The organism is Helicobacter bilis (genome assembly GCF_001999985.1).
In the GTDB taxonomy this organism is placed as follows: Bacteria; Campylobacterota; Campylobacteria; order Campylobacterales; family Helicobacteraceae; genus Helicobacter_A; species Helicobacter_A rappini.
On record NZ_CP019645.1, the window covers coordinates 1,367,475 to 1,382,764 of the forward strand.

The following is a 15,290-nucleotide window of genomic DNA, read 5'->3' on the forward strand; positions in this document are numbered from 1 at the left end:
TTTTTAGCTTGTTTCCTACAAGATAATCTCATGGAATTTACATGTATTGCATAAAGCTTGTTAAAATTAGTATGCAAAAAATCTATATGCTGTTAAGAAAGAATACTTATTGCTATAATACAAAAGATTCTAATGTTTAAAATAATAAGGACAGATATGAAACTCATAGGCACAAGCATAATGCTCCCTTGCGATGAAGTATGGGAGGTTGTAGAACATGGTGGTATTATCATTGATTCTGGTATGATTAAAGAAGTTGGCGATTTTAATTCATTGAGACAAAAATATAGTAATTGCGATTTTGTGTTTTATAAAAATCATGTTATGCTACCAGCTTTTATTAACTCTCATATACATTTTGAATTTAGCAAGAATGATACAAGTTTTTGTTATGGGGATTTTGATATATGGCTTGATAGCGTTATGGCAAATCGTGGTGAAGTCCTAAAGCACAATACACAGGCAATGCAGCAGGCTATAAGGACGCAAAAGCGTAGTGGCGTGGGCAGTGTCTGTGCGATTAGTAGCTATGATTTGGATTTAGAGTTATTATTAGATTCTAAACTCAAAGTGATTTATTGCCATGAAGTGTTGGGGGCAATGGAGAGTGATTTCACACAACAAGCCCTAAATATCTCAAATCGCCTTGAAAAGACTTTGTCTTTAAAAAATGCTACATTTACACCCGCATTAGCCTTGCACGCACCATATTCCATAAATCCAAAAATAGCACATTATGTGGTTGAGCTTGCTATGCGTTATAACCTTTTGCTTTCAACACATTTTTTAGAATCTAGACAAGAGTTAGAATGGCTTAGTGAGAATACAGGGTATTTTAAGGAATTTTATGCAAAGAATTTTCAGGTAAAAGATGCAAAGGCACATTTTAGCATAGATAGCTTTTTAGATTTATTAGGCGATATACATACTCTTTTTGTGCATTGTTTGTATGCAGATTCTAACCTTAAAGAAAGACTATTAAAACAAGGGTCTATTATCTCTTGTCCTAGATCTAACCTTTTATTGCAAGGCAAAATGGGATTAAATCATATCATTGCTACTGATGGTAAAAGCTCGAATGCTGATGTTGATATTTTAGAAGAGATTCGTTACGCACTTTTTGCGACACTTAGTCAAGATAAAGCACAAGATATAGAATCTTTAAGCAAGGATTTAATCTATTCTATCACGCGTAATAGCGCAAAAGCACTAGGTTTAAATAATGGCAGTCTTAAAGCAGGAAAATGTGCTGATATTGTGCTATTTAAATTGCCATTTAACCGCCTTGATAATATCGCTCAAAGCTTTATCTTGCATGCAAAACAAGCCGCAAGATTGCTTGTAAATGGGAATGATGTTTTATGATAATGCTTTAATAATATTGCGTGGTTTATATGTTTATCGTATTGTGTCTTTGAAAAGAGTAGAGAATCTTTTTTAGATTCTATACTTTAAAGATTTTTCGCTACGCTCAAAATGACAAAAAAGTAGAAACTATTTTAAGTTATGTATATCGATATAGAATCTTATCTTAGATAAGTAAGTTTTGCTAACTTATACTGCTTACTACATTCAACGATTTTTCCATGAAACCTTGCCATAACTTGTGCTAATGGCATATCACCATACAAATCACTTGCCCTATAAAGATTCTGTGTTAAAAAGTCTTGCATTGAGTGATAATCATCAAAAAGCAAACCGCAATGCCCAAGTAAGCGTTGTGTATAGCTATCAACCACCATTTCTTCTCTTTTTAACGCATAGTTTAAAATACTTGATGCACTCTCAAGCCCAATGCCTTTTTGAGATAAAAGCCACTCTTTTGTAACATGTAGTGAGAAATTATGAAAAGTTTCAAAATCCTTTATAATATTTTTCGCTAGGGCGACTAAACGCGTTGCTTTTTGCTGATAGAATCCAGAGATTCTAATAAGAGGCATAATATCTTGTGGCAAAAGATTTGCAAGTTGCTTGAGTATCAAATCTTGATAATGTGGTTGGGCGATTTGTGTGAGTTGTGGATTAGGATAATTGCTATATAGATGTATATCATCATTTAGGTTTTTTGTAAGATTATTATAAAAAAACATGTAGAGATTACTAAGGCTAGTAGCAGCATATTCATACTTTGTATTCTGTCCTAAAATAGCAGCAAAGCAAAGGCTTAAATCCATCTCAATCTGTGCTGCTCCATTTATCTCAATGCCATTTTCTACACGCAAAGACAAGAAGCTAGGCCACCACCAGCTTTGCTTATCCCCGACATTATAATGTTGGCGTAAAATCACAAGCAAGTCAAATCCATCATTAATCTCTATATTTTGTAGAAAAGGTGGTAACATAGTGTTTCCTTTTTTATTTTCTGTGTTTATTGTATGAGTATTATACTAAGCTTTGTGTGAGAATGTATATACCAGTTTCTGTGTAGTGCAATCTCAATGTGAGTTAAAATGGATGGTTGAATAAAATGTTGTAATACAAGGATATAGAGATTATTTTTATGCTATAATACCCCACACTTCACAAAAAACCACAAATTAACACAAAAGGATACACATGGGATTACGAAAACTTATAAGAAAAACTTCTTGGTATAAAAACTATCAAGCAAAGAAAGAATCAAAAATGAGTGATGAAGAATACTTCATATACAGACATAAAAAAATCTTTGGCTATACACCAGATTTTAAAAATCCACAAACCTTTAATGAAAAAATCATTCATAGAATCTTATTTGATAGAAATCCAATATATACAGCCCTAGCAGATAAACTCAAAGCTAGAATCTATATAGCAACAATATTAAAAGACTTTAATGCTAACAATACACTAGACTCTAACAAAGATGCTAATACTCTAGTTTCTCATACAAATCATATAACTCATATAACTACGGGGGGGGGGGGGCAAATATAGCCTAAATCAAAACAACACAGATTTACAAAATAATCCTACTTTAAACACAACAACTTCTATTACCCCACAAACACAAAATAAAGAATATTGCAATCCAAATCAAAATAACACAGAATCTAGCAATAAAACTTCACAAGCAACACAACATAAAGAAAATGAAAGTATAAATTCTACTTCCATTTGTCATACTGAACCTTTAGGTGAAGTATCTAAAACTTTAGAATCCAAACAAGATTTAAGCAAAGATATTTCGTGCTTACACACTCGCACGAGCGAAGCTCTTGCCCACACTTGCAAATATGACAAGAATCTAGATTCTAAAAATTATACCCTAAACCCCGCAGCCCACCCAAATTCAGCACAGAATCTAGAACCCACACCAACAGAGCACGCAAACAAAACTACAAATTCTAGCAGTTGTTCTGTGGCTTTGGAGACTTTGGCTGACTTAGGGGGTAGGAGTTATCTAAGCGATATGACTATCCATCACAATTCAGCCAATCGCCCAAATTGCATAGACAAGGGAGTAAATTTAGAGAATCTAGAACCCACACAAAACACACCACAAAATCCTATACCTAACCAAGCAACACAGAATCTAAGCTCACTTCTTACTAAAGATTCCTTGCTTTTTAAGCCAATAGACACACTCACACAAGAACTCTTTAATACAAACTCTTGCCCTTATTTACCAAAACTCTATGGAATCTATAAAAGTGTTAATGAGATTGATTTCTCTAAACTTCCACAAAGCTTTGTATTAAAGACAAATCACGATTGTGGTGGTGTAGTCTTAGTGAAAGATAAAGACACTTTTTTAAAAGATTCTAAAAGCTTTAATGAAGCTATAACTAAACTCACAAATCATTTAAACACAAACTTTTACACACTTTATAGAGAATGGCATTATAAAGATATAGAGCCTAGAATCTTTGCGGAGGAGATGTTGGGGGAGCAAGAGAGGGGTATAGAGGGTCAAATACTTTTGCCAAATATAGATACAACGGCAATAAGTATTAATGTATTGGTGTATAGATTTTTTACTTTTGGTGAGACAAAATACATACAAGCGAGCGATATGGATGTTTATGGCACAAGATATTTTTATGATGCAAACTGGAATTTTCAGCCGTTTAGCTACAATAATAAAATTTTGTCAGATGAGCTACCAAAGCCAAAAATATTGGAAGAATCTGTAATGATAGCCAATATGTTATCATATCTATTTAGTTTTGTAAGAGTTGATTTATATATTATGCCTCAAAAAGTAATTGTAGGGGAACTTACTTTTACCCCAGAAGGTGGCACATGCAAATTCACCCCGAACGAATGGGATAGAAAACTAGGGGAGTTGTGGAAATAAGGTTGTTGGATTTTATCGTACTTTCATGTAGCAAATTCTTTATCATCTATGCATTGAAGCATATCTAATGGATGCGTTTAGGCATACAGGTTGAAAGAAATAAAAAATAGTTTATTTGTTTTTTACTCTATGCGAGATGGAAATGCTTTTTTATGATAAACAAAACTAAACTTAAAATCATAAAAATATCTTGACTTTATTGCAAAAATATCTTATAATCACTTCTTTTTTTGTGTCGGGGCGTAGCTCAGTCTGGTTAGAGTACTTGGTTTGGGACCAAGGGGTCGAAGGTTCGAATCCTTTCGCCCCGACCATTTTCACTATAAGTTATTTCAGGATATCTATGGTGGGTGTAGCTCAGTTGGTTAGAGCATCAGGTTGTGGCTCTGAGGGTCGTGGGTTCGAGCCCCATCATCCACCCCATATTTCTACATTGTTACAAAGCATAATATAAGCGAAGCTTTATGCGTCCATAGCTCAATTGGATAGAGCACCAGACTTCGGATCTGGGGGTTAGGGGTTCGACTCCCTTTGGGCGTACCACTTCATGCGCTCATAGCTCAGCTGGATAGAGCAACGGCCTTCTAAGCCGTAGGTCAGAGGTTCGAATCCTCTTGGGCGTACCACTTCTTTCTGGATTTTCAATTAACCATACAAAGTATTTTTTCGCATGTTGCGTGGCGTTGCGGAGGTAATAATTTTATTATGCTGTAATGCTAACATCTTAACAAGATTAAGATAGAATACCATTCATTTTAAATATATGAAAAAGGATATACATGGAACTAAAACTTGCTAAAGAAAGTCTCAAGGCAGATATCAAGGCAAACACCATTACATTTGAAGCAATGGCAAAAAAGGTGGAAGAAAGCGGTAGCAAAGGTGCAATATTTTATCTTGATAGAGAAAATGCGGAAAAAGATTTGAAAAAACTTGAGAGCTTTTTCAAAGGGAAAAATCATCACACGCTTATACGAGAATTGCGTTATAGCATGGATACAAAGGATTATATTTACGAAGTGCATATTTTATAAGCTAAATGTTGTTTCATATCGCCATGCGGTAATGAGTGTCTCATTTACCCTACATGCCAAAGAATCTAGGATGGTCCAGCAGGGTGGGACTACTTTATAAAGTCAAATAACTTTGATTATACATAGTTTGGGCTTTTGTGGAACAATGCATTTTGTTGCTTGGTTAATAATTTTTGGTTAAAATCTCGCAAATTCTTTATTATGAGGAGAAATTATGGGAATTTATGATAGAAATTACACTCAAAATACACAAGAAGTAGATTATCAATCTTCATATAGTGATACTGCTCTTGTGAATTTTGTAAAAACGACATATAAATTTTTTGCAGGCAGTTTGCTTTTAGCGACAATAGGTGCATTGGTTGGGTTTTATGATCCTGTTTTGGTTGCACAATATAGAATTCCAATTTTTGTGCTTGAACTTGCACTGATTTTTGGTCTGGGTTTTGTGCAAGATAAGCCCGGTATTAATCTGGCTGTATTTGCCGCATTTGCTTTCATTAGTGGTTTGGCTTTGGTCCCGCTTTTATCGTTTGTGATGGCGAAAAATTCGGCGATTGTAGCTCAAGCTCTTGCTATGACTACTATTATTTTTGGTATCATGAGTATTTTTGCTTTGAAAACTAAAAAAGATTTGGCAAATATGGGGACTGCATTATTCTGGTCAGTGCTTGTGATTTTTGTATTTGGTCTTTTAAATATGTTTGTTTTCAAAAGCCCTATGTTTCAGTTTGCAATTGCAAGTGCAGTAGTGCTTATCTTTAGTTTGTATATCGCTTATGATACACAAAATATTGTAAGAGGTCGTTATGATAATCCTATTATGGCGGCTATCTCTTTATACCTTGATGTGTTGAATATCTTTACTGCATTACTGCAGATATTAGGTCTTTCAAATAAGGATTAATAGAATCTAAGTTTTTGTTGAAGTTGCCATGTCGAGTGCAATGGAATATTTTCAAGTTTAGATTCTCTTGGGATATTTTTCCTATGATTCCGTGTGATGGATAAAATCGCCTACTTATCGTAACTTGCAAAGCAGAGTGTATGTAGGGGTTAGATTTCCAACAATCTCTTGAATGGAGACTCTATCTGCGGTGCAATGTAACAAAAATTTGTTCTACACTTAACAATGGATAGGACTCGCTGTGTGCGAATGCGTAAAACCTAATATAATAAATAAAGGACATTTATGCACACAATCATCACTCAAAGTGAATTTTTAGAATCTAGTGCGTTAGCCAAATATCTCTCAATGGATAAAATCGCTTTACTTGACGATTTAATACATAAGGCAAAAGAAAATAATCTCAAAAGCAAACATTTATACAAAGCATTTAATGGAGTCTTTGCGCATGGGAATCTATCCCTACTCAAAAAGCCAAAAGTAGCCATCATTGGCACAAGATCGCCAAATCAATATGCAAAACAAATGACTACACAACTAGCAAACACGCTTTCACAAAAAGGCTTTGTAATCGTTAGCGGTGGGGCTATTGGCATTGATTCTATCGCACATTTAAACGCGAATAATAACGCCATTCTTATTTTGCCCTGCGGTATTGATGCAATCTATCCCAAAGAAAATGCTACTTTGATTAATAATCTAGCACAAAATGGGCTGGTTTTAAGCGAATATAGCGGCACCTATAAGCCCATGAAGCATACATTTTTAGAGAGAAATCGCTTGATAATTGCATGGAGTGATATCATAATCATACCCCAAGCAGATATAAAAAGTGGCTCAAGCTCATCGGCAAATCTAGCCATAACCCTGCAAAAGCCCCTTTTTGTATTGCCCCATAGATTGCACGAAAGTCGCGGCACACAAGAGTTGCTGCACGCACAGAAGGCGCAATGTATCTATGATATAGAATCTTTTGTAAAAAATGCTTGTGAGATTCACAATATCGCCTATATGCAAGAGATAAAAGACCCGCTTTTAGAGTTTGCATACAATAATGGATTGTTTGAAGATGCCTTAAAACTTTTTGGAGATTTAGTCTTTGCGTATGAACTAGAGGGCAAGATTAAACGCAATGGTTTATATATTGTGCCTTGCTAATATATGCTAAGAATGACCTAAACATAATAGAATCTAGCCTTAAATCTCATACACGGCTAGACAATTTAGTGATTATTTACTATCATTTCACAAAAAGAAAAGAGAGTATCTATGCAAATCCATCAATTTCAGCCCATCATTAGTTTTATTTGGAGTGTAGCAGATGATTTATTACGCGATGTGTATGTGAAAGGAAAATACCGCGATGTTATCCTGCCTATGACGATTTTAAGGCGACTAGATGTTATCCTAGAGCCGACAAAAGATAAAGTCCTAGAAACCTATAACAAACATAAAGACAAGATAGACAAAGATACTCTAAATACTTTACTATGCAAAACAAGTGAAGCTACATTTTATAACCACTCAAATTTCACACTTAAAAAGCTCTTAGATGACCCCAAAAACATTAGAATCAATTTTGAAAACTACCTTGAAGGCTTTAGTGAAAATATCAAAGACATTATCACAAAGTTTAAATTTCAAAATCAGCTTGACACGCTAGAAGATGCAAAAATTCTTTATGGCGTTATAGAGAGATTCTGCTCTGCAAAAATAAATCTCTCTATGCACCCTATTTTCAACGATAAAAATGAGCTTATCCACAAAGGCTTAAGCAATCTTGGTATGGGCTATGTCTTTGAAGAGCTTATAAGAAGATTTAATGAAGAGAATAACGAAGAAGCTGGGGAACATTTCACGCCCAGAGAGCTTATAGAGCTTATGACACATTTAGTCTTTTTACCTATAAAAGATAGAATCCAAAAAGGTGCTTTTACTATCTATGATAATGCGTGTGGAAGTGGCGGTATGCTTACAGAATCTAAAGAGTTTATCACAGATGAAAAAGGGCTTATCCAATCTAAAGCTACAATTTATCTCTACGGGCAGGAGATAAACCCAGAAACCTACGCCATTTGTAAAGCCGATATGCTGATAAAGGGCGAAAATCCCGACAATATCAAATACGGCTCAACCCTAAGCGAAGATAAGCTAAGCGGCGAAAAATTTGACTTTATGCTGACAAATCCCCCTTATGGCAAATCGTGGGAAAAAGACCAAAAAGAATTAGATGTCAGCAAAAAGGGCGGAATCACCACTTGCAATGACCCAAGATTTCAGGTAGGCATTACAAGTAAAAGCGATGGGCAGATGATGTTTTTACTTAACCAACTAAGCAAGATGAAAAAGCCAAGCGAGAATAATGGCGTAGGCTCTCGCATAGCCTCCGTGCATAATGGCAGCTCACTTTTTAATAGCGATAGCGGTATGGTAGCTATCCGTAAATACATCATAGAAAACGACCTCCTAGAAGCCATCATCGCCTTGCCTACAAATATGTTTTATAACACAGGCATTCCCACTTTTATATGGATTCTAACCAACAACAAAACAGAATCTAAAAAAGGCAAAGTCCAGCTCATAAACGCCACAAAAGAGACATATTACACAAAGATGAAAAAGTCCTTAGGGCAAAAGCAAAATAATATGACAAAAGAGCATATAGACAAGATTACAAATCTTTTCTTAGCAAATAAAGAAAATGATGATTGTAAAATTTATGATAACACCGAGTTTGGTTATGCTAAAATCACCATTGAGAGACCAAAAAGCATAGAAATTTTACTAAACGATGAGAAATTTCAAGCCCTAGAGCAAAAAGATGAGCTTGTATCAAAGCTTAAGGAGCTAGAGGCAAATCCGCAAGATTTCACAAGCAAAGAAGACTTTATAAACTTCCTTGATGTCAAACTCAAAAAAGCAGAGGAAAATTTACTCATAGATAGCGATAAGACAAACAACACAGAGAAAATCCCCCTAACACAAGATATAAAAAGCTACTATGAAACCGAAGTAAAGCCCTATGTACCAAACTCGTGGATAGCGTGGGATACTCTAAACATAGGCTATGAGATTTTGTTTAACAAATATTTCTATACCTACACAGCCCCACGAAGCCTAGAATCTATCAATAAAGACTTACAAGACTTAGAGCAAGAAACGCAGGATTTATTAAAGCAGATTTTATGTTAGCAAATGACTTAAAGATAATGTGCTAAAATTTACACAAAAGGAGCAAAAATGACTTTGATACTAGAAAATGTCAAGCAAGAGTTTTTAGATGATTTTAAAGCCCTAGCAGATAAGGCGGGGGCGGGTTTAAGCATAGAGCAAACACAAACACAAACTGATGATTTTCAACAATTACGCGAAGCTATGCTACAAGATTTAAAAAAGCCAGAAAATAAAGCCGTGTTTGAAAGGCTTAAAGATAAATGAAATATCTAAGCTTACAAGAAGTGCAAATAATGCACGATGATATTATCAATGAAATAGGCGGACTAAGTGGGGCAAATCCTAAGCAAATCGCCCTTTTAGATTCTGCACTAACACAAATCCAAAACGATGATTACTACCCAAGCTTTATAGATAAGCTTACCCATTTAATGTTTGCTTGTGTGAAGTTCCACCCCTTTGCAGATGGCAATAAACGCACCGCACTTTACATAGCAAAAGCCTTTATCAAGCTAAACCGCCCAGATTCTCTCCCTGCTGATTTCTACCAAAGGCTAGAAGATGTAATTGTAAGCGTAGCAAGTGGTGAGATAAGCAAAGATGAGTTGGCACAAATCTTAAGTGCTATGCTAAAAGGCAACTAAATGAAAAAGCATACTCAATCCCCTTATGAAAGTAGCAAAGTGTCCTACAAACCTAGCGGGATAGAATGGCTTGGGGAGATTCCGCAAAGTTGGGAGATAAGGCGTTTAAAGCATTTAACCATTCTTTTTACAGGCGAGAGCATAAAGGACGCTGATAAGGACAAATATAGTATTGTTGAAAATGCTATTCCTTATATTGCCACAAAAGATATAGGGCTAGATTCTAATGATGTAAATTACAACAATGGTATGTTTATACAAAATGATGATACAGGCTTTAAAAGAGCTTATAAAAATTCTACATTGCTTTGCTTAGAAGGTGCAAATGCGGGCAAGAAAATAGCTTTTTTGAATCAAGAAGTTTGTTTTGTAAATAAACTTTGTTGTATTAGTAATAAGTCAAAAGAATTGGACTCAAAAGCATTGTTTTATTTTTTTCAAGGAAGTTTTTTCAAAAATACTTTTTTTTCAAATATCAGTGGTCTTATAGGTGGAGTTACAACGACACAATTAGGAAATTTCAAAATCCCCTTACCGCCACTACAAGAGCAAAAAGAGATTGCGGAATTTTTAGATTCTAAGTGCGAGAAGATTCAAAACTATATAGATAAAAAGCAAAAGCTAATCACACTTTTACAAGAGAAAAAACAAGCCTTAATTAATGAGGCCGCTACAAAAGGACTTAATCCAAATATAGAATCTAAAAATAGCGATATAGAATATCTCGGGCTTATTCCACACCACTGGGAAGTGGTAAGAAGTGGATTGATTTATAAAAATATTAGCAGTGGAACGACACCACAAAGCGACAATGATGAGTATTATAAAAATGGTAATATTTTTTGGATTAACTCTGGGGATTTAAACGATTCTGTATTAACAAATAGCAAAAATAAAATTACACAAAAGGCAATGATGGCACACTCCGCGTTAAAAATTTTCCCCAAAGGCTCTTTGATTATAGCTATGTATGGAGCAACAATAGGGAAAGTATCTATTTTAGGAATTGATGCTTGCACAAATCAGGCGTGTTGTGTTTTATGTGAAAGTAAATATTTGAATACAAGATTTGTTTTTTATTATTTTGTTGCAAAAAGACAAGACCTTATTTCAATGGCATATGGTGGCGGACAACCCAATATTAGTCAAGATATTATCAAAAACTTCAAAATCCCCCTACCCCCACTACAAGAGCAAGAAGAAATTGCGGCATTTTTAGATTCCAAAGTCGCACAAATAGATTCAGCTATAGAGAAAACAAAAAAGCAAATAGAACTTGTGAAAGAATACAAAAACACACTTATAAACGAAGCCGTTTGTGGTAGGATAAGAGTAAATTAAAAAGGGGGTTATATTTGGAACAAGATAAGTTAGAAATTGAAAAACAACTTTTGCAAATCCATTATTATTTTACAGATGAGTCTCATTCAATGGACGCTTTTGTCCGCAATGCTATGGAAAAATATTTGCTCAATTTGATGAAAGAAATTGCAAATATTTTAGATATAAAAATTAAAGTAGAAAATCAAGCAAGAGATGAGGGCGGACTGATAGAATCTTTGATTCTACATTTTGATTCTATTGCTACTACATCAATTGCTATTGGCGTTGCAATATATTTGAAGGAATCTGTTAATAAAATTATAATCCATTATCTCACAGGAGCATACAAAAGAGAAAAGTTAGAAAATCTCTTAAAGAAAGAGCAAATCAAGGAATTACAGCTAAAAAATAATAATGATGTGCTGACCGAACTTAAAAAGATACTTCAAGGGTTTGATCGAAGTCCAAAAATTAGAAGGATAGTGTCAAATTTTTATAACAAAGCAGAAAAATATGAAAAAATTGAAAAAATAGGCTACAAAACCGAGAAGTCAAGCGAATTGCTTGTTAAAAGAGAACAATTTAAAACTTTCATTCTTACAGAAAATAAGGATATAGAACTTATAGAAAATGCTGAAATTGAAATTATATCCCCTGTATTAAAAGAAGATGAATACAAATGGAAAGGAATCTATAATGGAAATAAAATAGATTTCAGTATGGGTGATAGTAGCTTTAAGAATGATGTAATTACACAAAAATATAATTTTATTAACGGAACAAGTATTATTTGTGATTTAGAAATTAGTAGAACTTTTGATGAATATGGAGAAGAAGTTAAAATATCTTATAGAGTTAAAAAAGTGGTTGGAACACGACTTGATGAAAAAATAGAGCTTACAAAATTTGGTCTAAAAAGGAAACGGCAGAAAGAAAAAGATTTGCAACCAAACTTATTTAATTATCAAGAAAGGAGCAATAATGACTAACTACACAGAAAAAGATTTAGAAAACTTTATAGAATCTGCTTTATTAGAAAATGGCTATATCAAAAGAGAAAGCAAAGATTATGATAAAAATTTATGTGTGGATAAAGAGCTATTTGAACGCTTTTTGCAATCAACTCAAGCAAAAGCCCTGCAAGAATTAGCAAAACGAAATATAAAAGAGCAAGAGTTGCTAAAAAGAGTGGCTTCACAAATAAGCGAGAAAGGAATCTTAAAAGCCCTGCAATCGCATATAGAAATAATGGGCGTTAAACTCTTTCTTGCATACCCTAAGCCAAATTCAAGTGCTAATCCACAAGCCATAGAAAATTACAAGAAAAATATCTTTTCTATCACGCGTCAGCTTTATTATAGTGAGAAAAATAACAACTCTTTAGATATGGCGATTTTCCTAAATGGACTGCCCCTTATCACTATGGAGCTTAAAAATCCTTTCACATATCAAAATGCCCATAACGCCACAAAGCAGTATAAAACAGACAGAGACCCAAGAGAGCGTATATTTAAGCAAAGTGTGGTGTATTTTGCCCTTGATAGTGATGAAGTGTATATGAGCACAAAGCTAGAGGGAATGGCTACAAGATTCCTACCCTTTAATCGTGGGCTAAATAATGGCAGTGGAGAAATAGGGTGTGAGTGTGGCAGTGGGAATCCGCTTGTTGCGAATAAAATGAAAACAAGCTATTTTTGGGAAGAGATTTTGCAAAAAGATAATGTGCTGAATCTGCTTTTTAACTTCGCACAAATTGTAAAAAAAGACGCAACAGAATCTGTGATATTTCCTAGATTCCATCAATTTGATGTGGTGCGTAAGCTTTTAAAAGACGCAAAAGAAAAGGGCGTGGGGCAAAGGTATCTTATCCAGCATAGTGCAGGAAGTGGGAAAAGCAACTCAATAGCGTGGTTAGCCCATAATCTAGTAAGCTTACACAGAAAGCAAAATGATGAAGAAAAACCTGTCTTTGATAGCATTCTAGTCGTAACGGATAGAAAAGTGCTAGATAGACAAATACAAGAGAATGTCAAGTCTTTCACACAAGATAAAAACCTTGTAGAATCTATCACAGATGGAAGCAGACAGCTAAAAGCCGCCATAGAAGAGGGTAAAAAAATCATCATCACAACGATACAAAAATTCCCCTATATCGCTGATGAAATCACACATTTACAGAATAAAACCTTTGCAATAATCATAGATGAAGCACATTCAAGCCAAAGTGGCAAAAACGCACAAGAAATGGCGAAAGCCATAAGCAATAAAGAATCTAATCACATAGATTCTAATGAAATAGACATAGAAGAAGAGCTGATAAAAATCATTGAAAATAAAAAGTTTCAAAAAAATGCAAGTTATTTTGCTTTCACTGCTACGCCTAAGCCAAAAACGCTAGAAATGTTTGGAATCCCTTGTGAGATAAATGGGGAGAGAAAGTTTATCCCCTTTCATCTCTACTCTATGAAACAAGCCATAGAAGAGGGCTTTATCCTTGATGTATTAAAGGGCTATATCACTTATACAAGCTACTATAAAATCATCTCTAGCATAGATGATGATAAAGAATATGATAAAGCAAAAGCAAATGCGAAATTAAGAGCCTATGTAACAAATCACGATGAAACCATTGAGAAAAAAGCAAAAATAATGATAGAACACTTTTTTCAAAATATTTATAAAAAAATCGGCGGCAAGGCAAAGGCAATGGTCGTTACAAGCTCTAGGGAAAATGCGGTTAAATATTATCTTTTCTTTAGGGAGTATTTGCAAGAGAATTATCCACAATATAAAGCCTTAGTGGCATTTTCAGGGGATAAGGAAATAGATGGGGAGAGTTATAGCGAAGCAGGTCTTAATGGCTTTAGTGAATCTATGCTAAAAGATGAGTTTAAAAAGGATAAGTATCGCTTTTTAATTGTCGCAGAGAAGTATCAAACAGGCTTTGATGAGCCGCTTTTACACACAATGTATGTAGATAAAGCCTTAGAGGGCATAAGTGCGGTGCAGACACTCTCACGCCTTAATAGAATCTGTAAAAATAAAGAGGATACTTGTGTGCTAGACTTTGCAAACACGCACGAAAAGATTGGGGAGTCTTTTAGCACTTTTTATGGGCAGACTTATCTCAAAGAGCCAAGCGATATTGAAAAGATTTTCACGCTTAAAAGTAATCTATTTGAATATGGAATCTATACGCAATATGAGCTAGATTCTTTTGTAGAAGCTATTTTACAAAGGCAAAGCGAGGATAGAATCCACTCTAAACTTGATACTATGGTAAAGGAATATAACGCAAAAAGCGATGATGAAAAGACAGAGTTTTACACAAAAGCAAAGGCGTATTTGAGAGAATACTCCTTTCTCGCACAGATTCTGCCCTTTAATGATACAGAGCTTGAAAAGCTACATATCTTGCTAAAAATGCTTATCACTAAGATTGCCCCACCAAGCACGGAGGACTTAGCAAAGGGGATAGTAAATAATGTAGATTTAGAGAGCATACGCATAATACTTACAGACACAAAGGACATAGAGCTAGAAGAGGGCAAAGGCGGGGTTAAACCATCAAGTGCTGATGGTTCTAGCAAGAAAGAAGTAGAGTTTGAACGACTATTAAATATCGTTAAGGCATTTAATGATAAATTTGGCAATGTAGAATTTGGAGCAGATGAAAAGATAGCAAAAGAACTTATGGATTTAAAAGATGATATTGCAAAGGAGCAGACTTTTAGAGATTCTCTAGGCGATGAGCAAAATGCACGCAGGTTATTTGCGGATATTTTTAAAAATAAATATTTAGATTTTTACTTAGAAAACTCGCCATTTTTAGAACAGCTAGGGGACAAACAAGCGGAGTTTAAAGAAAAAGTTTCTGGCGTGATATTTGAGATGATTTGGGCGGATAAAAGCAAGTAGATTGCCGTGTG

General features: G+C 34.6%; 13 protein-coding genes and 4 tRNA genes. 16 read left to right on the forward strand and 1 reads right to left on the reverse strand.

Translation table 11 applies throughout. The annotated features are described in order from the left end of the window. Positions 1–132: 132 nt before the first annotated feature. Positions 133–1,365 carry an aminofutalosine deaminase family hydrolase gene (gene mqnF, locus XJ32_RS06415; protein ID WP_077388734.1) on the forward strand — a complete coding sequence of 411 codons (1,233 nt, stop codon included), beginning with the start codon at positions 133–135 and terminating at the stop codon, positions 1,363–1,365. A gap of 161 nt (positions 1,366–1,526) precedes the next feature. Here the strand turns inward: mqnF and XJ32_RS06420 are convergent, their stop codons facing one another. Further along, entirely contained in the window at positions 1,527–2,342 is an 816-nt protein-coding gene (locus tag XJ32_RS06420) for an endonuclease III (protein ID WP_077388735.1), read from the reverse strand. Positions 2,343–2,556: 214 nt separating this feature from the next. On the opposite strand from XJ32_RS06420, the gene XJ32_RS12830 reads away from it, so the two are divergent. The 15 genes from XJ32_RS12830 (at position 2,557) to XJ32_RS06495 (ending at position 15,279) form a co-directional block, all read left to right on the forward strand. Continuing rightward, positions 2,557–2,916 carry a hypothetical protein gene (locus XJ32_RS12830; RefSeq protein WP_077388736.1) on the forward strand — a complete coding sequence of 120 codons (360 nt, stop codon included), beginning with the start codon at positions 2,557–2,559 and terminating at the stop codon, positions 2,914–2,916. Between the two features lie 424 nt (positions 2,917–3,340). After that, complete coding sequence (locus XJ32_RS06430) at positions 3,341–4,279, forward strand: ATP-grasp fold amidoligase family protein (RefSeq protein WP_254422291.1); 939 nt, start codon at positions 3,341–3,343, stop codon at positions 4,277–4,279. A gap of 236 nt (positions 4,280–4,515) precedes the next feature. Continuing rightward, positions 4,516–4,593: transfer RNA gene (locus tag XJ32_RS06435), tRNA-Pro, on the forward strand. A 32-nt stretch (positions 4,594–4,625) separates the two neighbouring features. After that, a tRNA-His gene (locus XJ32_RS06440) sits at positions 4,626–4,702 on the forward strand. 43 nt (positions 4,703–4,745) lie between these two features. Further along, positions 4,746–4,822, forward strand: a tRNA-Arg gene (locus tag XJ32_RS06445). Between the two features lie 6 nt (positions 4,823–4,828). After that, a tRNA-Arg gene (locus XJ32_RS06450) sits at positions 4,829–4,905 on the forward strand. Between the two features lie 153 nt (positions 4,906–5,058). After that, a complete protein-coding gene (locus tag XJ32_RS06455; protein WP_005219298.1) occupies positions 5,059–5,313 on the forward strand; it encodes an HP0268 family nuclease in 255 nt (84 codons plus the stop codon). Between the two features lie 214 nt (positions 5,314–5,527). Continuing rightward, positions 5,528–6,220 carry a Bax inhibitor-1/YccA family protein gene (locus XJ32_RS06460; RefSeq protein ID WP_005219299.1) on the forward strand — a complete coding sequence of 231 codons (693 nt, stop codon included), beginning with the start codon at positions 5,528–5,530 and terminating at the stop codon, positions 6,218–6,220. 285 nt (positions 6,221–6,505) lie between these two features. Continuing rightward, on the forward strand, positions 6,506–7,378 hold the full coding sequence (locus XJ32_RS06465) for a DNA-processing protein DprA (protein WP_155761468.1): 873 nt from the start codon (positions 6,506–6,508) through the stop codon (positions 7,376–7,378). A gap of 111 nt (positions 7,379–7,489) precedes the next feature. Next, on the forward strand, positions 7,490–9,412 hold the full coding sequence (locus XJ32_RS06470; RefSeq protein WP_077388738.1) for a type I restriction-modification system subunit M: 1,923 nt from the start codon (positions 7,490–7,492) through the stop codon (positions 9,410–9,412). A gap of 48 nt (positions 9,413–9,460) precedes the next feature. After that, positions 9,461–9,658, forward strand: a complete 198-nt coding sequence (locus XJ32_RS06475) for a hypothetical protein (RefSeq protein WP_077388739.1) — start codon at positions 9,461–9,463, stop codon at positions 9,656–9,658. Continuing rightward, positions 9,655–10,038 carry a type II toxin-antitoxin system death-on-curing family toxin gene (locus XJ32_RS06480; protein WP_077388740.1) on the forward strand — a complete coding sequence of 128 codons (384 nt, stop codon included), beginning with the start codon at positions 9,655–9,657 and terminating at the stop codon, positions 10,036–10,038. The genes XJ32_RS06475 and XJ32_RS06480 overlap by 4 nt, the downstream gene beginning before the upstream one ends. Next, complete coding sequence (locus XJ32_RS06485; RefSeq protein WP_077388741.1) at positions 10,039–11,379, forward strand: restriction endonuclease subunit S; 1,341 nt, start codon at positions 10,039–10,041, stop codon at positions 11,377–11,379. 14 nt (positions 11,380–11,393) lie between these two features. Continuing rightward, positions 11,394–12,350: a hypothetical protein gene (locus XJ32_RS06490; protein WP_077388742.1), complete on the forward strand. Its 957-nt coding sequence runs from the start codon at positions 11,394–11,396 to the stop codon at positions 12,348–12,350. Then, complete coding sequence (locus XJ32_RS06495) at positions 12,343–15,279, forward strand: type I restriction endonuclease subunit R (RefSeq protein ID WP_077388743.1); 2,937 nt, start codon at positions 12,343–12,345, stop codon at positions 15,277–15,279. Before XJ32_RS06490 ends, XJ32_RS06495 begins: the two co-directional genes overlap by 8 nt. Positions 15,280–15,290 lie beyond the last annotated feature (11 nt).

Bases quoted from the DNA above. Each gene is read 5' to 3' on its own strand.
- XJ32_RS06460 (WP_005219299.1), top strand. From the start codon at position 5,528: ATGGGAATTTATGATAGAAATTACACTCAAAATACACAAGAAGTAGAT.
- XJ32_RS06480 (WP_077388740.1), top strand. From the start codon at position 9,655: ATGAAATATCTAAGCTTACAAGAAGTGCAAATAATGCACGATGATATT.
- XJ32_RS06455 (WP_005219298.1), top strand. From the start codon at position 5,059: ATGGAACTAAAACTTGCTAAAGAAAGTCTCAAGGCAGATATCAAGGCA.
- mqnF (WP_077388734.1), top strand. From the start codon at position 133: ATGTTTAAAATAATAAGGACAGATATGAAACTCATAGGCACAAGCATA.
- XJ32_RS06475 (WP_077388739.1), top strand. From the start codon at position 9,461: ATGACTTTGATACTAGAAAATGTCAAGCAAGAGTTTTTAGATGATTTT.
- XJ32_RS06470 (WP_077388738.1), top strand. From the start codon at position 7,490: ATGCAAATCCATCAATTTCAGCCCATCATTAGTTTTATTTGGAGTGTA.
- XJ32_RS06495 (WP_077388743.1), top strand. From the start codon at position 12,343: ATGACTAACTACACAGAAAAAGATTTAGAAAACTTTATAGAATCTGCT.
- XJ32_RS06420 (WP_077388735.1), bottom strand. From the start codon at position 2,342: ATGTTACCACCTTTTCTACAAAATATAGAGATTAATGATGGATTTGAC.
- XJ32_RS06465 (WP_155761468.1), top strand. From the start codon at position 6,506: ATGCACACAATCATCACTCAAAGTGAATTTTTAGAATCTAGTGCGTTA.
- XJ32_RS06485 (WP_077388741.1), top strand. From the start codon at position 10,039: ATGAAAAAGCATACTCAATCCCCTTATGAAAGTAGCAAAGTGTCCTAC.
- XJ32_RS12830 (WP_077388736.1), top strand. From the start codon at position 2,557: ATGGGATTACGAAAACTTATAAGAAAAACTTCTTGGTATAAAAACTAT.